Raw genomic sequence first — 20318 nt, 5'->3', positions numbered from 1 at the left:
ATTCGTTAAATTAGGCAAAATATCAAAATTGCCTTACTATCGAAACGAAAACTGCGAAATTGGATTGCAATCATGACATTGGACGAGACCGATACCAAAATACTGGACGCACTGATCCAGGATGGCCGCATGTCCCTGAAGGATCTGGCAAAGCGTGCCGGATTGTCGTCTCCGGGCGTATCGGAGCGAATACGCCGCCTGCAGGAGCGTGGCGTCATACTCGGGTTTTCGGCCGAAATCGAGCCCAAGGCACTTGGCTACAGCCTGCAGGCCATCGTGCGAATAAGACCGCTGCCCGGCAAACTCCACATCGTTCAACAGTTGATCCAGGAAATTCCGGAATTCTGCGAATGCGACAAGGTAACGGGTGACGATTGCTTCATTGCACGCCTTGCGTTGCCATCGATCGAAAAACTGGACGGTATTCTGGACAGGATTGCCGACAAGGCGGAAACAAGCACGTCGATCGTCAAATCCCAGCCGATCCGCCGCCGGCCGCCGCCTCTGGTCGTGAACTAGGCGCGAGGGCGTCCGTTTCACGCCAGCTTTGCAATCCCGGTATGGCGGAACTCTGCCGGAAAGGGTTGCCGTTTGCCTTCGAATACCCTATCAGCATGCGGTCTAATTTCCATCGAACAGCTTACCTGCCTTGTCTGCAGGAGTGAGCAGGAGACACATGATGATCCAACTGACTTTTCCCGACAATTCCGTGCGGCCGTATGAGGCAGGTACCACCGGTCTTGCCATTGCCGAAGGCATTTCTAAGTCGCTTGCCAAAAAGGCGGTCGCAGTGGCGCTGGATGGCGAACTGAAAGACCTCTCCGACGCCATCTCGGCTGACCACAGCATCGAGATAGTGACACGTGACGACCCGCGCGCGCTGGAACTGATCCGGCACGATGCCGCACACGTCATGGCCGAAGCGGTACAGGAATTGTGGCCGGGAACCCAGGTCACGATCGGTCCGGTCATTGAAAACGGCTTTTACTATGATTTCAAAAGGGTGCATCCGGATTCCGGAGAGGACTGGCCTTTCCACCCCGATGACCTTGCCGTTATCGAGAAGAAGATGCGCGAGATCATCGCCCGTGGTGCGCAATTCACCAAGGAAATCTGGAGCCGCGAGGAAGCCAAAACCTATTTCGCCGCCAAGGGTGAGCATTACAAGGTTGAGCTGGTCGATGCGATTCCCGAAGATCGGGAACTCAAGATATACAAACAAGGTCAATGGCTTGACCTTTGCCGTGGACCGCACATGGTCTCGACCCGTCAGATTGGCGATGCCTTCAAGCTGATGAAAGTGGCCGGCGCCTACTGGCGCGGAGACTCGAACAACGAAATGCTGAGCCGCATCTACGCAACTGCCTGGCACAATGAGAAGGAGCTGAAAGGTTACCTTCACATGCTGGAAGAGGCCGAGAAGCGTGATCACCGCAAGCTTGGGCGCGAGATGGATCTCTTCCATTTCCAGGAGGAAGGGCCCGGCGTTGTCTTCTGGCATCCGAAGGGCTGGGACATGTTCCAGAACCTTATCGCCTACAAGCGCCGCATCTTGAAGGAAGACTACAAGGAAGTGAATGCGCCGCAGGTGTTGCATACCTCGCTCTGGGAAACTTCCGGTCACTGGACCTGGTACAAGGAGAACATGTTCTCCGTGCAATGCGCCGATCCGGATTCCGAGGACGACCGCGTCTATGCCCTGAAGCCGATGAATTGCCCCGGACATGTGCAAATCTTCAAGCATGGCCTGAAGAGCTATCGTGACCTGCCGATGCGTCTGGCCGAATTCGGCGTGGTTCACCGGTATGAGCCGTCGGGTGCTCTTCATGGCCTGATGCGTGTGCGCGGCTTTACCCAGGACGATGCACATGTCTTTTGTACCGAAGAGCAGCTGGCGGACGAGTGCCTGAAGATCAACGACCTGATCCTGTCGGTGTACAAGGATTTCGGTTTCGACGAAGTCGTGGTCAAACTCTCGACCAGGCCAGAGAAACGCGTCGGCACCGACGAAATGTGGGATCACGCCGAAGCCGTCATGGCTGATGTTCTGGAACAGATTGAGGCTCAGTCCGAAGGTCGGGTGAAAACCGACGTCCTGCCGGGCGAGGGGGCGTTTTATGGTCCCAAGTTCGAGTACACGCTGCGCGATGCCATCGGTCGAGAATGGCAATGCGGAACGACGCAGGTCGACTTTGCGTTGCCGGAGCGTTTCGGTGCGTTTTACGTCGACAATAACGGCGAGAAAAAAACGCCTGTGATGGTCCACCGCGCAATCTGCGGGTCAATGGAACGGTTCCTCGGCATTCTGATCGAGAACTATGCAGGACATTTCCCGCTCTGGTTCGCTCCGTTGCAGATTGTTGTTGCCACCATTACTTCGGAAGCCGACACCTACGGTCAGGAAGTCGCAGATCTTCTGAAAGCCAGCGGATTGAAGGTAGAGACCGACTTCCGCAACGAGAAGATCAACTACAAGGTCCGCGAACACTCGCTTGCCAAGGTTCCCGTGATTATCGTGTGTGGTATGCGGGAAGCGGAAGAACGAACCGTCAATGTCCGCCGCCTCGGGTCGAAAGACCAGAGGTCCATGGGTCTGGATGAGGCCCTTGCAGCATTTGTCGAGGAAGCGACACCGCCGGACTTGAAATAAACTTGAACGACCCGATCTTTGGGAAATCCGACATTATGTACACTGCCCTTCCTCTGGGGCAGTGTGCTGTCACACCAGCTTAGCAATTCTTCTGGTATCTGGTTCCAGATTTACCGGATCGAACGTTAATTCAGAGATGACGGCCGCCGTGGATTACACAGAATTCAGCTACGCCAATTCGGAACATCCACCACTGAAGAGGTGGACGATCAGGGCAATCGAGGGCTTGTCCGGCCGCGGCAAGCTCCTCGACGTCTACGAAGTGTGGAAGCACACAATGGTTGGCACTTCGAACTACATCTGGAGTGACCTGCTCGGTCTGATCAATCTGAACGTTTCTGTCGAAAACGGCGAATGGCCGCCAAGAAACCTTCCGGATGGACCGCTTGTCCTGATTGCAAATCATCCCTATGGAATTGGTGATGGACTGGCCATTCTGTCACTGGCCGAACAGCTTGACCGTCCGTTCAAGATCCTGATCAACAACGAATTGCTCAAGGTTCCGGAAGTCCGACCCTTTTCTCTGCCGGTTGATTTCGAGGAGACCAAACAGGCCCTCAAGACAAACATGCAGACCCGGAAAGAGGCATTGCGGCTGCTTGAAGAAGGCACGACCATTATCGTTTTCCCGGGCGGGGGTGTTGCAACTGCCGCGAAGCCCTTCGGGCGCGCAGAAGAATTGCCCTGGAAGACGTTCACGGCAAAGATGATACGGTCTTCCAGGGCGACCGTGTTGCCGCTCTACTTTGACGGCCAGAATTCATGGCTGTTTCACCTGGTCAGCAGGTATTCGCTGACGCTTCGCCTGGCGCTGCTCGTGCGTGAATTCAGGCGCATTCTCGGATCCGTAATGACGGCGCGGGCGGGGGAAGCAATTCCGTTCGAGACACTCGGCGGATTCAAGGACCAGAAGGAAATCATGGATTTCCTGCAAACCAAGGTCATGGAAATGGCGCCGTCGCGAACCGCAAAACGCCTTCTCGGGCGCCGCCTATGAAAAAGTGCCTGAACACCCGGGCGTTCCGAAGTTTCTGTGACTGAAAATCAGTCGATTGGTCAGTTGTTTACGACTGCTTCCTGGGCAGCGAGTTCGCTAACCGACGTGACGACTTCGACCTCCCGGTCTTCGCCGGGCACAACTTCGAAGGTGTGCTGGTAGGTGCGGCCGTTGTTCCTTGCCAGAGCCTCATATTCACCCGAGGCCAGAACAAAATCGGGAAATGCGCCTGTGGCTTCCACGACAACATGACCTCCAGCACTCAGAACGGACCATGTGGTGTTGGCGATTGCTTCGCCGCCACGTTCATTCACGAGCTTGAGGGTAATATCGGCTGCCTTGTGCAGAATTGTCGCTTCGGTCAGCTTGCCCGGCAGGACCTGGATGTCTGCACGGATGACCGCGTTCACGTCGCCGTAGCGGCTTACGACATGATAGGTATCCGCACTCAGGCGGAGGATGGACCCGGGTTTGACATCGCCGACGATCTTGTTGCGTTCACCACGCTCGTCGAACGTCATCCCGTAAACGTCGAACGTGACCTGCTGCCGATCGATGCCATTTCCGTCCTTCATGGCAGCACCGAATTTGATCCCTCCGGCATTCAGCGTCAGCATCTTCGACTGTACTTCCTTGCCGATGACAACGCGATTTGTTGACTGCGCGTAACCAAAGGCGGTGTGGACAAGATAAGCACCGGGATCGAGCCTGAATTCGGCATCGCCACCATTCGCCGTCGCCACCAGTTCAAGGCGGCCGTTGGCATTGGTGGTTTCGGAATAGATCCTCCAGACCAGACCGTCATCAAGAGGCGGGCTGTCCTGTGTCAGTTTTGCCATCAGGTAAAGAGCACCCTGATCCAGCCCGTCACTGAAGCCGGTCATCGTGGAATGGGTCGGCACGAGTGGCAACTTGGCGTCCGAAAACAGCGGTTCGGGTTCGCGGTCCAGCAGGTTGATGATCTGATCTTCACGGGGGACAGACGGCGCATTCGGATCGGGTTTCGGGCCCGGTGGCATTGGTGCTTCGACTGTCTGAGCGGACAAGGGGGCGCTCTCAATCACGATTGCCGGGACAGCTATCAGGAGCGCACAGGTCGCGTTTTTCAAAAAACGCAATGTCGCCGCGCCGATTGAAACTGATCCTAAATCCAACATGCCCACTTCGTTATCTTATCAACTGCTAAAAGTTACAGTCTTTTGTCTTTTATACCAATTCGTGTTGCCACGGTACACCGGTTTAAACCCAATCGATTGACTGCACAATGCGACAGGTCAATTAGCCCCCTTTGGACCATTGCCGAGTGATGGCCAGTGCCCGGCAAACATGCGGGACCCTGGCAAAGCCAGCTTTTCCAGTGCTCCTAAAGGACTTGAAAATCGGGCGAATTCAAGACATCGAAACTAAAGTTGACAATTCCGGTCAATGAATTAGGTGGATTGTCACAATTGCAACTGTTCGAAGAGAAAAACGTCATGTCCACGTTCAGCCACGGTTCCCCCGAAACGCTGAAATTTCTTCGGAAGCGACGCTCTCACCCGTCCGTGACGATGTCGGAACCAGGGCCGAATGAAGATGAGCTAACCGACATGCTGACAATCGCGGCCCGAGTGCCGGATCACGGCAAACTGACCCCCTGGCGCTTCATTGTATATCGGCCGGAACAAGCGCGTGTGATCGGCGACCGGCTTGCTGAAATCTGCGAAAGAAGGAACGGCCCGCTCGACGACGAACAACGGCAGAAGGAATCGACCCGCTTCATGCGTGCACCGGTTGTTGTCGGTGTTGTCAGCACCGCTGCAGCGCACCCGAAAATTCCTGTCTGGGAACAGCAACTCTCTGCCGGGGCGGTCTGCATGAACCTGGTGACTGCGGCATCCGCGGCTGGATTCGTGTCGCAGTGGCTCACGGAGTGGTACAGCTTCGATCAGGAAGCCGCATCGTTTCTGGGAGTTGCGGGGAGCGAAAAGTTTTCCGGTTTCATCCACATAGGAACGCCCAGCCAGCCACCGGTTGAAAGACCACGCCCCGATCTTTCTGATCTTGTCCGTGAATGGAGAAACACCGACTGACATGTTTTACGAAACTTCAAGCAATAATCACGGACTGCCTCACAATCCCTTCAAGGCGATCGTCTCTCCGCGGCCGATCGGGTGGATCTCATCACTCGATGCCGAAGGGCGCACAAATCTTGCTCCCTACAGTTTCTTTAACGCGGTAGGTGATCGTCCTCCGATCGTCATGTTTTCGTCATCCGGCTACAAGGATAGTGCGGCAAATGTTGAGGCGACCGGCGAATTCGTCTGCAACATGGCCAGTTGGGACCTGAAAGACGAAATGAATGTTTCGTCAGCGGCGGTGCCAAGCGAGACCAGTGAGTTTGAGTTGTCGGGATTGGATATGGCAGCCTCCCGGCTAGTCAGGACACCACGTGTCGCCAGGGCAGTGACGGCACTTGAATGCAAGCATCTCCAGACGATCAAATTGACAGATCTTGAGGGAGCAGAGACGGACAACTGGATCGTTTTCGGTCAGGTGGTCGGGATACATATCGACGACAGCATCATTGTGAACGGCAAGGTCGACGTCACACGCTACAAACCGCTCTCCCGTCTTGGATACATGGAGTACGCTGCCATAACGGAAGTGTTCGAAATGTCTCGTCCGACGATTTGAGGCCTCCAATCACTGGTCAACGGGCAATGCCTTGTGAGCGCTGCCATGGGCAACCGACTCACAAGTTTGCGCATTTCTGTTTCAAAGGCATGGATGCGCGCTTCTTTCGATTTCCCAAGATTTTGTGAGAAAAACAGGCGATTTCCACTTTTTCGGCAGAACGTATCGTGAGATCTGCCGTGTGCCGGAAGAAAAACAGCATCCAAAGCCCGTAAAGGCACCGGGACAGGGTGTCGTTAAGTATTTGTTAACCATTTGGACGCGAAAGTTAACGAAGTAATAATTTGTTCCGTCGAGGAGACAGGGTCATGCATGTCGCTGACACACCCTCGGTCGCGTCTCGGATCGAGCTTGCGTTTCAATCTGCGAGTAATTCAACAGGAACGTCGTTCGACTACCTGGTGAAGACCGCTGCACGCGAGTCGTCGTTCAACCCGTCTGCGAAGGCAAAGACGTCGAGCGCAACCGGTTTGTTCCAGTTCATCGAGTCGACCTGGCTGGAGACGATGAAAGAGGCTGGTCCCAGGCACGGCCTGGAAAAATACTCCGACCAAATTCAACGTTCCAAGAATGGCAAATATTTTGTCAAGGATCCGCAGGCTCGACTGGAGATACTCGACCTGCGCAAGGATCCGGGGATCTCGTCCATGATGGCCGGTGCCCTCACACAGAAAAATGCAAACTATCTGGAGCAGAAGATCGGCAGGGAACCAACCGATGGTGAGCTTTACATGGCCCATTTTCTTGGCGCCAACGGGGCCAGCCGATTGATTGATGCGACCAATGCCAGTCCGGATATGCGTGCAGACAAGATGTTTTCTGCGCAAGCCCGGGCCAACAAGCCAATCTTCTTTCACGGCAACGGCAAAGCCCGTTCAATGCAGGAAGTTTATGAGGTCATCGTATCGAAACATGACGCCGTGACCATGATTGCCGAAGCGAGCGGCAAGACGAACCTGCGGACGTCAGGCGCGCTGACAAACGTGGCCGCTCTTCCGACTGCAAAGCCGGTAAACGCGATGCCCGGGATTGATAATCAGAATTTTGATCATCTGGCCGGTGATCCAGCCGCAGCATTCGCGATGCGCGCGAAGCCTCCGGCACCGGGACAGGTGACTGCTGCTGCAGAGCTCGCGACGGGAAATCCGGTCAATCTGGCCGAATCATCAGTTCCATTACCACAGGGCAGTGCACGCCAATCGCAAATGGCGGGCAGTGCAAACTCCGAAACACTTGTCAGTTCCGCTGAAAAACCGGCGCCACAAGATCCACGCCAGGCCTCAATCAACGGAGGCGATGAAAGCGCGCCAACCTCGCGCGTGCTGTCCGCTTTCCAGGCCGCAGAAACGGCCAATCCGTTTGAAGCCCTGTTCAGAAACGATCAGGGATCTTCCCAGGCAGGCGTGAATCCCCGCTTTGCGTCCGCATTTGCGGCTGTTGAAGAAGCGGCGATGTTCAGCGCCCTGTCCGGGGCTTCCAACCAGGTCGCAGCACAGGAACTGGCGCTCGCAGACCAGGGAGGTCCGCTGGATCTGACCAGATTTCTCAGACTGAAAGCAGAAGAGGAGCAAAAGGATTTATTGCCACCTGCCTGACCGTTCGACTTTTTCAGGTATTGGCAAAATTATGGTGAACAGATCGTTAAGTCTTTGGTGTCAGGATACAAGCTGACCCTAGAAAAGACCGATTGCCGCCATGACCAAATATGACCTTTTGCATTTGAACAAAGATGACGATCGTATTCAGGACATTCTCGCCGCGCGGGAATTCGCGGAACGATATCTTGCCGCCGAGGACGACAGTCAGGAACAGGCAGAGATGGCAACGGCACTGACAGTTCTCCTGGACGACCCGAGCCGGGGCGTTCGCAAGGCGATAGCAAGGGTTTTGGCAACCAGCCCACTTGCCCCCGGACTTGTCGTGCGCTGCCTTGCCAGTGACATCGATGAAGTTTCGGTGATCATACTCAAGTCATCGCCGCTGCTTTCTGATGCCGAGCTGGTCGATTTGCTGGCGGGTGGCAGTGAAGCGGTTCAATGTGCCATTGCAGAACGCCACGGCCTATCGGCAGCGATCAGTGCAGCGCTTTGTGAAGTGGGCAGCGAAGACGCCTGCCAGGCTTTGTTGAACAATTCCAGCGCGCAGATACTCCAATCCTCTCTCCTGAGGCTTGCTCAGAGATTTGAGGACCGACCGGATATCTGCGACCAGTTGCTGAAAACCCGGGACCTGCCTCTTGCCAATCGCTATGAATTGTTGATGCGCCTGGCGGCAAACCTGGACGATCATCCGATCGTGCTGGAGCGGGTGCCCGAACATCAAAGACACACTTTCCTGAGTGACGCGGAAGACAAGGTGGTCTTGCGGTTGGCGCTTGAGGCGAGTGAAGACGAGCTTCCGGATTTCGTCGAACACCTGCGCTCGCGCGGCAAGCTGAACACCCGGCTTTTGTTGCGTGCTGTGTGTTGTGGCCGTTTACGGTTCTTTGCGGCAGCGCTGGCCAATCTCGGCCAGGTGCCGCTTCCAAGGCTTTGCAAGCTTCTGGTCACGGTTCGCCGGTCGGCCCTTCAGGCGATTCTCCGCAAGGCCGGTCTTCCGATTCGGGCGCATCAGGCATTCCTGCTATCGATCGATATTGCCCGTCAGGCGCATGCCGACTTCACCTATGACCTTGCCTTGGACGAGGCCAGAATGTTGACGGAGACACTGCTGGAAGAAATGCAGGACGGTGCTCTTGGTGCAGATGAGGACGTTGCTGCCTTCCTGCGCCGCTTTGCCATTGAAGTCGCCAGGCTGGAAGCGCGTCTGATGGTGAAGAATGGGTCGTTGCAGGTCACCAGAGCTGCATAGTCGTTCGTCCTTATCCTCAAAATATCATGTGTTTGCCGGGCTGGTTTCATGCCAGCGTGTCCCGAACAGCTCGCTGGCGATTCGACCTTGCTGTGCAATTTCACCGGTGATTATGTGAGCGTTTGAAGTGAACGAGGTGGCTCCATGCCCTCCACAACGCTCGACGCACGCGCGCAGGCAACCATCGGAATTGTGCTCATGAGTGTGGGCATTGCGAGCCTCAGTGTCAGTGATGCAATTGCCAAGGCTCTGACCGCCGGATATTCGCCGATACAGATCCTGTTCATACGCAATCTCATTGCGTTGCCGTTCGCGATCGTGATTGCCCTGTCGATGGGCGGACCGGGCGCGTTGCGCTCCTACAGACCGGCGGCCCATCTGCTGCGCGGCATCTTTTGGCTGCTGGCGGCGGTGCTGTTCTTCACGGGGTTGAAACACCTTGAAATTGCGGAGGCAACTGCACTTGTCTTCGTGGCTCCAGTTTTCATAACCGCCATTTCAGCTCTGTTTTTGAAAGAAACGGTCGGCTGGCGCCGTTGGCTTGCGGTACTTGCAGGATTTGCCGGTGTGCTGGTCATTGTCAGACCCGGCGCGGGTACGTTTCAAAATGAATCGCTTCTGCCGATCGCCACGGCTTTCTTGTATGCAGTCCTGATGATCAGCGCCAGGTGGGTCGACCCACGTGAGAGCGTCTGGACACTGATGCTCTATCTCGTCGGTGCAGGCGCATTGTTGAGCGCACTTGCCGTGCCCTTTGCCTGGGTTGAAATTCAATCCGGGGATATCTGGATGTTCATCGGAATTGCAATTTTCGGGACAGCCGGCATCACCTTGATCACGCAGGCGTTTCGGTTCGCGTCGGCTGCCACGGTTGCGCCGTTCGAATATAGCGCGTTGATCTGGGCCACTTTGCTTGGATGGATCATCTGGGATGAAATACCGGACATGCTTACCTATGTCGGCGCCGGCATCATCATATTGAGCGGGTGCTACATTGTCTTTCGCGAACAAAAGCTGCAATCGGAAGAAACCAATTGAACGGACTACTCGTTCCCCCCGGTGTCCGGTGAAAACTGTTTCAGGAAGTCAGTGGTCACGATATCAAGCGTTTCAAGCAATTCCACGCCGGTCCTGTTGTCGTCATCTTTTGCGCCTTCCATGACCATTGCCCGGATAGCTTCGACGTAACGTTCGGTAAGCTGTAGTGGAAGTTTCTCCGGAGACGGCACGGTTTCTATCAGATGGCAAAAACTGGCAGCAACCCGGCCAACCAATGGGAATCCCAAGGTTAGCGCCTGGCCCTTGATATTGTGTGCGGCCTGGAACAACGGGGCGACAGTTTCCTCGGTCATGCCCTCGGTCTGTGCGGTTTCCCAGGCACGCAACAAGGTGACCGTCTCATTGATCATCCAGCTGCCGAAATGACCGGACAGACGGTTCAGTGCTGCTTCTGCTGCCTTTATCGGATCAAATTTCTTCGCTTCCCTTGGCGTCAGTTCACGAACCTTTCTGCGCAAGTCATCCGGTGGCGTCAAGATTTCGTAATTCTGGTCCTGGGCAGTTTCGGCCATGGCAGCTTCTGTCTCCGTCGCGGATATGAAGAGAATTCCAGTGCACAGTATCGGAGAACTCACTTAACAGGCTCTTGCCAGGATCAATTTTCGGGCGAATTCCTGTCAGTAACGGAACATTTCCGTCAAAATGCGTTCGTCCCAGCCATGATCGGAATCGAACATGATCTCCCCCTGCGCCTTGGACGATTCCCTGACAGTGACATGTGTGACATGCCGAATTTCGGTGTGGTCCGCAGACGCGCTGACCGGGCGCTTGTGTGCTTCCAGGATTTCGATGTCCACCTTCGCCCAGTTTGGCAGCAGGGCGCCGCGCCAGCGTCTGGGACGGAAGGCACTGATCGGTGTCAACGCAAGCAGTTGCGCAGTGATCGGGAGGATCGGGCCATGTGCCGACAAATTGTAGGCTGTGCTGCCGGCCGGTGTCGCGACAATGATGCCGTCGCAGACCAGTTCCTCGAGGCGAACCTTGTCGTCGACTGAAATTTTCAGACGCGCGGCTTGTGAGGTTTGTCGAAGCAGCGAGACCTCGTTGATCGCAAGTGCCGTATGTGTCTTCCCGGTCTCGTCTATGGCAGTCAGTTCCAGCGGGCGTATTGTCGTGACATCGGCATTTGCAAGCCGGTCGCGCAAATCGTGTTCATGGTATTCGTTCATGAGGAAGCCGACCGATCCCCGGTTCATGCCATAGATCGGCTTGCCCCTGCCCATATGTGCATGAAGCGTCTGAAGCATCAGACCATCTCCACCAAGCGCCACAATGACATCAGCCTCGTCGGCGTCAACATTGCCGTAGCGATTTGACAGGTCTTCGACCGCGCGTTGCGCCTCCTCGGTATCGCTGGCAACAAATGCCAGCTTTTCCGTCGAACCAGGGCGAAATACATTTGATTTCAAGGGAAGGGGAGATTGATTCATAGTCCAACGGTCTTTTGGGCGGACAGCGTCTCCGCAACCGGCTGCGCCATTTTGAAACGCACAGCCTCTTGGTTTCTGGGTGACCACCATAACTGGATTTGCAAGAAGGGGCAGTGACTTTTTTCCGCGACTTCAGTTTGTCGGCTCTTGCGTTTCTTGTGCTGCTGCCGGTGGCGCGGTCTCTTCGGCCCCGTCACAGGACGCGTTCTGGATCAGGTCCTGCCATTGCGTAAAAGGCACCACTATGGAGCGTTCATCGTTTATTTTGGCAGCCATGACCGCGGCGACCCGTGGCCCGAAAATCGTATTGACCATGAGTGGTCCACCCGATGCGCCGCTCTCGGTGTTGCAATCGGTTACCCAGACATCTTCCTGGCTACCGAGAACCGAGCAGGACGGGACAACGGTCGGCAGGTAGGGGCGGCTGCGACGATATCCGACAGACAGGAATCTGGTCGTCTTGCGCAGGCGCCTCGATTCTTGCGGCGTCAAAGGCGGCAAGGGGAAAAGTGTGCTGGGTTCCTTCAATATGATCAGGGCAAGATCCTTGCGAATTTCATCCACTTTCGGACGATTGCGGGCGACGTAGCCGTCGATTGTCAGCAGGCATTCGGCTTCCAGCCTGGCAGCATATTTGTCCCGGCGGACCCCGGCGATGAAGAGGACTTCGTCGGCAGGCAACTTTTCCTGGGTCTTGCTGGAAACAATGCAGTGCGCGGCGGTGAGAACCTTGTTGGGAGCGATCAATGTGCCCGTACAGCTCGACACCGACCGATATCCCGCGCGATTGACACGGCCGATGGAATGCCAGGGATAGTCGGTGCTGTCGATGACCGTGAGTTCCGCGTCTTCGGCAGAAGAGTTCTGGATTGCGGATGCCGCCACGAGGCATATGACTGCGAGCCGAACCAGCTTATGAAGCGCTGAAATGACCGGTTGGCTGCGGATTACAATTCGACTCATTACTTCTGGTTCCGGTCCTGTTAAACACGCCACGTTTTGGCTGCGCAGTTCAAAAAGACCAAAATCCAGCGCGAAGCCTTCTACTGGCCATAGTAGTCCCAGACCAGCGTCCTTGCGAGTGTTTCGTCATTATGCCTGAGGCGCGTGGTCAAAAGCGCCTCTATGTTGGCACAGACTATGTCCTGGCATTGATCTGAGTAATCTTCAATGTCGGTCGCGCCGGCGTCCTTCAGGAGGATGCCCGGCAGGTCTGTCACATGGACATATTGCCAGTCCGCTCCCATTCGCACCAGAAGCGCGGGCGGGGTATGGTTGGAGGTGTCAGGGAAATGGTGGGGGCACCGTTTCATCAGCTCGCGGCAATCGAACTCCCACAACGCGGCATCGCGCCAGACAGTTGGTGTCGTACCAACCAGGAATGGGGCCAGGCTTCTCCCGTCAGGAGCGTGTTCCGGGTCGATTTCCAGGACGTCAAGAAGAGTGGGAAAAACGTCTGTTGAAGATGTGAATGAGGTAACCCGATTTCCTTTGGTTGCATAAGGTGCGCGGATGACCAGCGGGATGTGATAGCTTTCCTTGTAATAACCACCCTTGCCGAGCATCCAGTGGTCACCCATCATTTCAGCATGATCCGACGTGAAGATGATCATCGTGTTCTCGAGCGAGTCCAGGACTGAAAAAATCCGCCCCAGTTGAGCATCCACTTCGGTGATCATCCCGTAGTAGAGCGCTCTGATCCGGGCCAGATCCCGCCTGGCAAGATCCCGTACCAGACCCGAAGCCCCGGGAATGTGGCTCGCTAGCCGCTGAACGTCCTGCAAGGCGGCAATGACAGGATGTGCCGAGGCTTCCTTTTCCGCACTTTCGGCTCCGGCAAAGTCAGGACCTTCCTCAGGATCGTACATGGTGTTGTAAGGCGCTGGAACAGCGATCGGCGGATGCGGCCGGAGAAAGGAAACGTGCGCCATCCAGGGCCTATCTTCTCCTTTCTGTTCTTCGAGCCATGTCAGGAATGTATTCGTCAGGAATGCGGTTTGAGTCTCATCGTGGGAATAGCGGGGCGGAGCCAGGGAAACACGCTCGTCTTCTTCCTGCTCGACCTGATGGATCTTGTCGAATTCAGCCGGATCATAACCACGAGTTGTCAACCAGGAGAGCCAGGGTTTGTCGTCTTCGTGCAGGCTCTGGCGGACGGCAAACCCGGGCAGAACACCTTCATAGGTTTTTAGGGCAGGATCATTCGGATCGTGTTGCCTGGGGTCAGGTGAGGTGTCGGTATAACCGAACAGAGTTGGCGTATATCCCGCTCTTCGAGCGGCTCTGGCTATGTTGTCGAACCTGTCATCCAGGGGCGCGCCGTTGCGTACGACCCGGTGGTTCATCTGGTACAGACCGGTGTAGAGCGATGCTCTTGACGGAGAACAGGGGGCAGTGGCCGCATAATGCTGTTCAAACACCGTTGCATTTTCAGCGAATGCATCAAGGTTTGGAGTCCTTACGACCGGATGTCCGACTGTTCCAAGGCAGTCTCCTCGCCACTGGTCTGCCGTAATGAGAAGAATGTTCGGGCGATTGCTCATGAATGCATCCAGATGACTTGGCGGCCGTCTCGCGGCAGTTGAGATCGAACAGACACATTCCGTGATCAATTGGCAAGTCCACGATGAAGGTCTCGTGCAGAGTTTCCGTCAGATGACAGACAAGACCTGCAAGCCGGCGTTTGGACGCCGGGCATGGTGCCGCACCGTTCGGTTTAACTTCATTGAGTCGTCGTGCCGCCGACTGCGATTCGCAGACGTTTCCCGCGTCGCAAAACGATATAGATGCAACTGCCCGGATCTCAGTTTTCCAGAGAGAGTTTCGATTTTGTGGGTAGATCTCTCACGCGGGGTGATTTCGCTCGTCGGTCCTCTTTTAAACCCAGGCTTGCTCGGCTAGGCTCCGTTGCAATCAGGTTCATCGTTTTGACATCGGCTCAGTGCGTTGAGCAGAAAGTAGGCTGCTTCAGACTGTTTTCGACACTGAATTAATCGCAAACGGGACACGCGGTCCCGTCTCGGGGGAGCATTTACTGAAGTGACCATACCGCGCTCGATCCTCAAAAATTCCAATCATTTCTGGATGGCGGGTCTTCTGGGCGTCTGCCTTCTCCTGCAAGGATGCGGCGTTTCGGACGCACCGATACTCTCTCCGAAGGGGCCGGTTGCGCTTGCGGAGCGAAATCTGCTGTTCACCGCTTTTGCAGTAATGATGATTGTGGCCATTCCCGCCATTGTCCTGACACTCTATTTCGTCTGGCGTTATCGCAGGGACGGCGGCAAGGGAGCGTATACGCCCGATTGGGACAGTTCCTGGAAAATCGAATCGGTTGTCTGGCTGGTTCCCGCGGCAATCATTGTTGTTCTTGGAACGTTGGTCTGGCAGTCGACGCACAGGCTTGATCCATACAAGGAACTCGTGTCCGACAAACCGGTCTTCAGGGTGCAGGCTGTCGCCCTCGACTGGAAATGGCTATTTCTTTACCCCGAACTCGGTGTGGCCAGCGTCAACGAACTCGCCTTTCCGGCAGATCGTCCGCTCTCGATTGAGATCACTTCCGACACTGTCATGAATTCCCTCATGATCCCGGCGCTTGGCGGGCAGATTTACGCGATGGCGGGCATGCGCTCCGAACTCAACCTTCTCGCTGACGAACCCGGCGTCTTCATGGGGCGAAACACTATGTACTCAGGCGACGGTTTTGCCGATCAACATTTCAAGGCGCACGCCTTGAGCGGAGACGGATTTTCCAGCTGGAAGGACAAGGTCGCCGAAGAAACAGCGAAGCTAGATGCAGAAACCTATCTGCAGCTTCACAAACAGAGCACTGCAAATCCCGTGACCTACTATTCCGCTTACGAGACAGATCTCTTCAATCTGATCCTGCGCAAGTATTCACCGATCGTCGGTCCATATGAAAGCAAGGCGGCTGAACTTATCTGCAGGGGGGCTGCGTGATGCTGGGACGCCTGACAATCGAAGCCATTCCGCTTTATTCCTGGGTCGCCATGGGCGGTGCTGCGGTTACTGTTTGCGGCGGGCTCGCGGTTTTTCTGCTGATTACCTATCTGCGTGCATGGAAAGTGCTCTGGACGGATTGGCTGACGAGCGTCGACCACAAGAAGATCGGCATCATGTATGTCGTGCTGGCGCTTGTGATGCTCGTCCGCGGATTTGTCGATGCCCTGATGATGCGCGCCCAGCAGGCGATTGCGCTCAACAGCGAAGGCTATCTGCCGCCCGAACATTTCGAGCAGATCTTTTCCTCGCATGGCACGATCATGATCTTTTTCGTTGCAATGCCCTTCCTGACCGGTCTGATCAATATCATCGTGCCGCAACAGATCGGTGCGCGAGACGTTGCCTTTCCCTTCCTGAACTCCGTCAGTCTCTGGCTGACGGCCGCCGGGGCGGGTCTGGTCCTTGTGTCGCTGGTCGTCGGCAAATTCTCCACGGCCGGCTGGACAGGTTATCCCCCTTACTCCGGCGTCGAGTTCAGCCCAGGTGTTGGTGTCGACTACTGGCTTTGGGCCTTGATTGTGAGCGGCGTCGGCAGTACGGCGTCCGGTATCAATTTCATTGTCACCATCGTCAAGAACCGGTGCCCGGGGATGACCTACATGCGTATGCCGCTGTTCACATGGACGGCGCTGTGCATTTCGGTCCTGATCGCGTTTGCCTTTCCGGCGTTGACCGTCGTCGCGGCGCAACTCACGCTGGACCGCACACTCGGCTTCCATTTCTTCACAAACGGCGATGGCGGCAACATGATGCTGTTTGCCAATCTGATCTGGATCTGGGGACACCCGGAGGTCTATATCCTGATCCTTCCGGCCTTCGGCATCTTTTCAGAAGTGGTGGCAACATTTTCGCGCAAACGCCTGTTCGGCTACAAGTCGCTGGTTTACGCGACAGCGTGCATAGCAATCCTTTCCTTCACCGTCTGGCTGCACCATTTCTTCACCATGGGATCATCGGCAAACGTGAATGCCGTGTTTGGCATAGCGACGATGATCATAGCCGTGCCGACCGGGGTGAAGATCTTCGACTGGATGTTCACAATGTACCGCGGGCGGATCGAGTTTCACCCGTCCATGGTCTACACCATCGGCTTCATGGTGACGTTTGTCATCGGAGGGGTCACGGGCGTATTGCTTGCCTTGCCTCCGGCCGACTACCTGATGCACAACTCAACGTTCCTGGTTGCCCATTTTCACAACATGCTGATTCCAGGAGCGCTTTTCGGCTATTTTGCCGGATTGAACTACTGGTTTCCCAAGGCTTTCGGGTTCAAGCTGGATGCCAAGTGGGGTATCCGATCGTTCTGGTTCTGGTTCATCGGTTTTTATCTCGCTTTCATGCCGCTTTATGTCCTTGGCTTCATGGGAATGAGCCGGCGCATGGAGCACTATGCGGATCCGAACTGGCAGCCTTATCTGATCGTTGCCGCGCTGGGCGCGCTCTGTATCCTTTGCGGCATCATCTGCATTGGCGTCCAGCTCTATGTTTCAGCCAAAAACTGGGGCTCCGCACGTGACGTGACCGGAGACCCATGGAACGGCCGCACACTGGACTGGGCGACGTCTTCGCCGCCGGCTCCGTATAATTTCGCGGTTCTTCCCGAGGTCCGGGATGTCGATGCCTTTCATGACATGAAAATTCACGGAACCGCATACCGTCCACCTGCACATTACGAAGATATCGTCATGCCAAGGAAGAGCGGCCTTGGACCGGTAATCGGTGCAATGGCGTTCGTGCTCGGATTTGCCTTCGTATGGTACATATGGTGGCTGGTGGCGCTTTCACTCGTTCTCATACTGATTTGCATCGGCATAAGGGCCTGTGACGATGATACGGATTTCGTGATGCCGGCAGCCGAAGTAGCCAGGATCGAGGCGGCGCACCTTGCCCAGATAACTCCAGTGGACATGCACGACATGCGGGATTTCGAACCGCGCGGGGCTGCCTCCGGCACACCATTGGCGGGGAGGGCGTAATGTCAGAAACGACCATGAACGAAGACCTCCTCGAGCACGAGGAAAGAAAATCACTGGAATCGCGAGAATTCGGGTTCTGGGTCTATCTGATGACCGATGCGATTATCTTTGCGCTTCTGTTTGCTTCCTATGTCGTGCTTTCCAAGAACTCCGCCGCAGGGCCAACGTCAAAGGACGTGTTCGATCTCAGTCATACTGCCGGCGAGACCGCGTTGTTGCTGTTTTCAAGCCTGACCTTCGGCCTTGCGACGATTGCCATGTCGCTGGGACAGACTGGCCGGGTGGTGCAATGGCTCTTCGTAACGCTGGCGCTCGGTCTTGGTTTTCTGGCAATGGAGATGATCGAGTTCAGTGGCATGATCGGACAGGGCGCGGGACCGGAGACGAGCGGTTTCCTGTCGGCATTCTTCACGCTTGTCGGGACACATGGCCTTCATGTGGCGTTCGGGGTCATCGGGATCTGCGTCATGATCGGCCAGGTTCTTGTAAAAGGGCTGACGATTCCGGTCCGGTCCCGGCTCTTCAGACTGGGCCTGTTCTGGCACTTTCTCGACATAGTCTGGATCGGGATCTTCTCGGTCGTTTACCTGCCGGGCGTGATGTAGGAGCGGACCATGGATCATTCAGCCGAACGCACTCTTTCGACCTACCTTACCGGTTTCGTGCTCGCGGTCGTTTTGACCGCGATTCCATTCGCCCTGGTCTGGGGCGAACTGCTGACCGGGCCTGCGGTCTACTATGTCATCGCGGTGGCAGCCGTGCTGCAGGTCGTGGTGCATCTCGTTTTCTTTCTGCACCTCAACCTCAGGTCGACGCCTGCTGAAAATCTCTTCTTCCTCGGTTTTGCCGCTGTTCTGATTTTCATCATGGTCGGCGGCAGTCTCTGGATCATGATGGATCTGCATCATCGCATGATGTGACCATCCGCGGGAAGAAGATGTAATATTACCCGATTGCGCCTAAAAATTGCGTTGGGTCAATGACGGTGGTGGCATTTCGTGCGAAATTGGCCCTTGTCTTGAACCAGGCAAAGGGGACACTCATGTCGACAATGCAAGCCGCTGTCGTCCGCGAATTCGGAGCACCGCTCGATCTTTGCGAAGTTGAAAAGCCTGAGGTTGCAAACGGCAAGATCGTCGTCAAGATGGTCGCCTCCGGCGTCTGCCACACCGATCTACACGCCGCCGGCGGCGACTGGCCCGTGAAACCAAGTCCTCCTTTCATTCCCGGACATGAAGGCGTGGGATATGTTGCCGAAGTTGGGGCGGGCGTCACATCCGTCAAGGAAGGCGATCGTGTTGGTGTTCCCTGGCTGCATTCCGCCTGTGGACACTGCAAGCATTGCACCGGCGGTTGGGAAACACTCTGCACCGATCAGCAAAATACCGGCTACAGCGTGAATGGCGGTTTTGCGGACTATGTCTTGGCAGATCCGGACTATGTCGGACACATTCCGGACGGGCTGGAGTTTGCACCGGCAGCACCCGTTCTTTGCGCTGGCGTAACCGTCTACAAGGGTTTGAAGGAAACGGACACCCGTCCGGGACAAACCGTCGTTGTTTCCGGCATCGGCGGGCTCGGACACATGGCGGTGCAATACGCAAAAGCGATGGGGCTGCATGTTATCGCGGTCGATATCGCTGAAGACAAGCTCACGCTTGCCAGGTCTCTTGGAGCCGACATGACCATAAACGCGCTGGAGACCGACCCGGTTGCGGAAGTGCAGGCCGGTGGGGGCGCAGAAGGCGTCCTGGTGACGGCGGTCGCAGGGAAGTCTTTCGAGCAGGGTGTCGGGATGCTGGCACGCGGTGGCACCATGAGCCTTGTCGGCTTGCCGCCCGAGGACTTTCCACTCTCCATTTTCGACACTGTACTGAACCGGAAAACGATCCGTGGATCGATCGTTGGCACGCGTCTTGACCTGGCTGAATCCCTGCAGTTTGCCGCGGAAGGAAAGGTCAGCGCACACTATTCGGAAGAGACGCTTTCCGACGTCAACAGCATTTTTGATCGCATGAAGGCCGGGACAATCGACGGCAGGATCGTCATGGCGATCTGACGATGTGTATCCATCGTGGCCAGCAACTTTTCTGCAAGCTGCTGGCCACGTGAGGAAAACCGGGCGTCAGGCTTTCGCTTTCAAGGCATCACGGATTTCTGCAAGAAGTTCTTCTGCCGTTGGCCCCTTGGGTTCTTCGGGCGCAGGTTCTTCCGGCGGGGTCGCTGCATCCTTGATCCTGTTGACGGACTTGACCAGCATGAAAACCACCCAGGCGATGATCAGGAAATTGATGACCGCCATGATGAAAGCACCATAGGCGAAAACCGATGCTCCGGCTTCACGGGCGGCCTCTAGCGAAGCGCCTTCGGGAACATCGCCGGCAAGGACGGCGTAGTTATTGGTAAAATCCACGCCGCCTGACACCAGTCCGATTATCGGATTGATCAGGTCTCCTACCAGCGATGTCACGATCGCTGTGAATGCTGCTCCGATAATGATACCGACGGCCATATCCATGACATTGCCCTTGGCAATGAAATCCTTGAATTCATTAATCACACTTCCCTCCCGATTTTTGCACAAGGCAGCAAGTTCCTGTCCAACTTGCGATCAATGGAGCCTACAAAAAATGTCAGCACCTGTGGATTTTTTTTAA

General features: G+C 55.7%; 19 protein-coding genes. 13 read left to right on the top strand and 6 right to left on the bottom strand.

The window, feature by feature from the left end; translation table 11 throughout:
- Positions 1–72 precede the first annotated feature (72 nt).
- The 3 genes from LA5095_RS14245 to LA5095_RS14235 all read left to right on the top strand — a co-directional run bounded on the left by LA5095_RS14245 (position 73) and on the right by LA5095_RS14235 (position 3647).
- Positions 73–519 (top strand): Lrp/AsnC family transcriptional regulator, encoded by a 447-nt coding sequence (locus LA5095_RS14245; RefSeq protein ID WP_055116041.1) that lies wholly within the window; start codon positions 73–75, stop codon positions 517–519.
- Positions 520–679: 160 nt separating this feature from the next.
- Positions 680–2650 carry a threonine--tRNA ligase gene (gene thrS / locus LA5095_RS14240; RefSeq protein WP_199485837.1) on the top strand — a complete coding sequence of 657 codons (1971 nt, stop codon included), beginning with the start codon at positions 680–682 and terminating at the stop codon, positions 2648–2650.
- Between the two features lie 148 nt (positions 2651–2798).
- Positions 2799–3647, top strand: coding sequence for a lysophospholipid acyltransferase family protein (locus LA5095_RS14235; protein ID WP_055116846.1), 849 nt, complete (start codon positions 2799–2801; stop codon positions 3645–3647).
- A gap of 59 nt (positions 3648–3706) precedes the next feature.
- On the opposite strand, the gene LA5095_RS14230 is transcribed toward LA5095_RS14235, so the two are convergent.
- Entirely contained in the window at positions 3707–4804 is a 1098-nt protein-coding gene (locus LA5095_RS14230; RefSeq protein ID WP_055116036.1) for an RgsD C-terminal domain-containing protein, read from the bottom strand.
- A 318-nt stretch (positions 4805–5122) separates the two neighbouring features.
- Here LA5095_RS14230 and LA5095_RS14225 point away from each other — a divergent pair, with 318 nt between their 5' ends.
- The 5 genes from LA5095_RS14225 to LA5095_RS14205 all read left to right on the top strand — a co-directional run bounded on the left by LA5095_RS14225 (position 5123) and on the right by LA5095_RS14205 (position 10211).
- A complete protein-coding gene (locus LA5095_RS14225) occupies positions 5123–5719 on the top strand; it encodes a nitroreductase family protein (protein WP_055116845.1) in 597 nt (198 codons plus the stop codon).
- Between the two features lies 1 nt (position 5720).
- Positions 5721–6323 (top strand): flavin reductase family protein, encoded by a 603-nt coding sequence (locus tag LA5095_RS14220; RefSeq protein ID WP_055116034.1) that lies wholly within the window; start codon positions 5721–5723, stop codon positions 6321–6323.
- A 308-nt stretch (positions 6324–6631) separates the two neighbouring features.
- Positions 6632–7918, top strand: coding sequence for a transglycosylase SLT domain-containing protein (locus tag LA5095_RS14215; protein WP_144435992.1), 1287 nt, complete (start codon positions 6632–6634; stop codon positions 7916–7918).
- Positions 7919–8018: 100 nt separating this feature from the next.
- The gene (locus LA5095_RS14210; protein WP_055116032.1) at positions 8019–9173 is read left to right on the top strand and encodes a DUF2336 domain-containing protein; all 1155 of its coding nucleotides are present in this window, start codon (positions 8019–8021) and stop codon (positions 9171–9173) included.
- 144 nt (positions 9174–9317) lie between these two features.
- Positions 9318–10211 carry a DMT family transporter gene (locus LA5095_RS14205; RefSeq protein ID WP_055116030.1) on the top strand — a complete coding sequence of 298 codons (894 nt, stop codon included), beginning with the start codon at positions 9318–9320 and terminating at the stop codon, positions 10209–10211.
- A 5-nt stretch (positions 10212–10216) separates the two neighbouring features.
- Here the strand turns inward: LA5095_RS14205 and LA5095_RS14200 are convergent, their stop codons facing one another.
- The 4 genes from LA5095_RS14200 to LA5095_RS14185 form a co-directional block, all read right to left on the bottom strand.
- The gene (locus tag LA5095_RS14200) at positions 10217–10807 is read right to left on the bottom strand and encodes an Hpt domain-containing protein (protein WP_208992693.1); all 591 of its coding nucleotides are present in this window, start codon (positions 10805–10807) and stop codon (positions 10217–10219) included.
- 42 nt (positions 10808–10849) lie between these two features.
- Positions 10850–11662: an NAD kinase gene (locus LA5095_RS14195; protein WP_055116025.1), complete on the bottom strand. Its 813-nt coding sequence runs from the start codon at positions 11660–11662 to the stop codon at positions 10850–10852.
- 132 nt (positions 11663–11794) lie between these two features.
- Positions 11795–12625 (bottom strand): trypsin-like serine peptidase, encoded by an 831-nt coding sequence (locus tag LA5095_RS14190; protein ID WP_055404271.1) that lies wholly within the window; start codon positions 12623–12625, stop codon positions 11795–11797.
- 80 nt (positions 12626–12705) lie between these two features.
- On the bottom strand, positions 12706–14205 hold the full coding sequence (locus LA5095_RS14185) for a sulfatase-like hydrolase/transferase (RefSeq protein WP_055116021.1): 1500 nt from the start codon (positions 14203–14205) through the stop codon (positions 12706–12708).
- 496 nt (positions 14206–14701) lie between these two features.
- Here LA5095_RS14185 and cyoA point away from each other — a divergent pair, with 496 nt between their 5' ends.
- The 5 genes from cyoA (at position 14702) to adhP (ending at position 19720) form a co-directional block, all read left to right on the top strand.
- Positions 14702–15622 (top strand): ubiquinol oxidase subunit II, encoded by a 921-nt coding sequence (cyoA, locus tag LA5095_RS14180; protein WP_055116019.1) that lies wholly within the window; start codon positions 14702–14704, stop codon positions 15620–15622.
- Positions 15622–17661 carry a cytochrome o ubiquinol oxidase subunit I gene (gene cyoB / locus LA5095_RS14175; protein WP_055116017.1) on the top strand — a complete coding sequence of 680 codons (2040 nt, stop codon included), beginning with the start codon at positions 15622–15624 and terminating at the stop codon, positions 17659–17661. The genes cyoA and cyoB overlap by 1 nt, the downstream gene beginning before the upstream one ends.
- The gene (gene cyoC, locus LA5095_RS14170) at positions 17661–18266 is read left to right on the top strand and encodes a cytochrome o ubiquinol oxidase subunit III (protein WP_055116015.1); all 606 of its coding nucleotides are present in this window, start codon (positions 17661–17663) and stop codon (positions 18264–18266) included. The genes cyoB and cyoC overlap by 1 nt, the downstream gene beginning before the upstream one ends.
- Before the next feature lie 9 nt (positions 18267–18275).
- Positions 18276–18581: a cytochrome o ubiquinol oxidase subunit IV gene (gene cyoD / locus LA5095_RS14165; RefSeq protein WP_082442405.1), complete on the top strand. Its 306-nt coding sequence runs from the start codon at positions 18276–18278 to the stop codon at positions 18579–18581.
- 122 nt (positions 18582–18703) lie between these two features.
- The gene (gene adhP / locus LA5095_RS14160) at positions 18704–19720 is read left to right on the top strand and encodes an alcohol dehydrogenase AdhP (RefSeq protein ID WP_055116839.1); all 1017 of its coding nucleotides are present in this window, start codon (positions 18704–18706) and stop codon (positions 19718–19720) included.
- Positions 19721–19786: 66 nt separating this feature from the next.
- Here adhP and mscL read toward each other — a convergent pair whose 3' ends face one another.
- A complete protein-coding gene (gene mscL, locus LA5095_RS14155) occupies positions 19787–20221 on the bottom strand; it encodes a large conductance mechanosensitive channel protein MscL (protein ID WP_029061701.1) in 435 nt (144 codons plus the stop codon).
- Positions 20222–20318 lie beyond the last annotated feature (97 nt).

The sequence above is a fragment of the Roseibium album genome (assembly GCF_001404515.1).
Classification (GTDB): domain Bacteria; phylum Pseudomonadota; class Alphaproteobacteria; order Rhizobiales; family Stappiaceae; genus Roseibium; species Roseibium album.
This window is presented reverse-complemented; position numbering and strand designations above follow the sequence as displayed.

Excerpts from the sequence above, each read along its gene's own strand:
- LA5095_RS14190 (WP_055404271.1), bottom strand. The coding sequence starts at position 12,625 with ATGAGTCGAATTGTAATCCGCAGCCAACCGGTCATTTCAGCGCTTCAT.
- cyoB (WP_055116017.1), top strand. The coding sequence starts at position 15,622 with ATGCTGGGACGCCTGACAATCGAAGCCATTCCGCTTTATTCCTGGGTC.
- LA5095_RS14220 (WP_055116034.1), top strand. The coding sequence starts at position 5,721 with ATGTTTTACGAAACTTCAAGCAATAATCACGGACTGCCTCACAATCCC.
- thrS (WP_199485837.1), top strand. The coding sequence starts at position 680 with ATGATCCAACTGACTTTTCCCGACAATTCCGTGCGGCCGTATGAGGCA.
- cyoC (WP_055116015.1), top strand. The coding sequence starts at position 17,661 with ATGTCAGAAACGACCATGAACGAAGACCTCCTCGAGCACGAGGAAAGA.
- LA5095_RS14205 (WP_055116030.1), top strand. The coding sequence starts at position 9,318 with ATGCCCTCCACAACGCTCGACGCACGCGCGCAGGCAACCATCGGAATT.
- cyoD (WP_082442405.1), top strand. The coding sequence starts at position 18,276 with ATGGATCATTCAGCCGAACGCACTCTTTCGACCTACCTTACCGGTTTC.
- LA5095_RS14245 (WP_055116041.1), top strand. The coding sequence starts at position 73 with ATGACATTGGACGAGACCGATACCAAAATACTGGACGCACTGATCCAG.
- adhP (WP_055116839.1), top strand. The coding sequence starts at position 18,704 with ATGTCGACAATGCAAGCCGCTGTCGTCCGCGAATTCGGAGCACCGCTC.
- LA5095_RS14185 (WP_055116021.1), bottom strand. The coding sequence starts at position 14,205 with ATGAGCAATCGCCCGAACATTCTTCTCATTACGGCAGACCAGTGGCGA.
- LA5095_RS14225 (WP_055116845.1), top strand. The coding sequence starts at position 5,123 with ATGTCCACGTTCAGCCACGGTTCCCCCGAAACGCTGAAATTTCTTCGG.
- LA5095_RS14195 (WP_055116025.1), bottom strand. The coding sequence starts at position 11,662 with ATGAATCAATCTCCCCTTCCCTTGAAATCAAATGTATTTCGCCCTGGT.
- LA5095_RS14215 (WP_144435992.1), top strand. The coding sequence starts at position 6,632 with ATGCATGTCGCTGACACACCCTCGGTCGCGTCTCGGATCGAGCTTGCG.
- LA5095_RS14210 (WP_055116032.1), top strand. The coding sequence starts at position 8,019 with ATGACCAAATATGACCTTTTGCATTTGAACAAAGATGACGATCGTATT.
- LA5095_RS14230 (WP_055116036.1), bottom strand. The coding sequence starts at position 4,804 with ATGTTGGATTTAGGATCAGTTTCAATCGGCGCGGCGACATTGCGTTTT.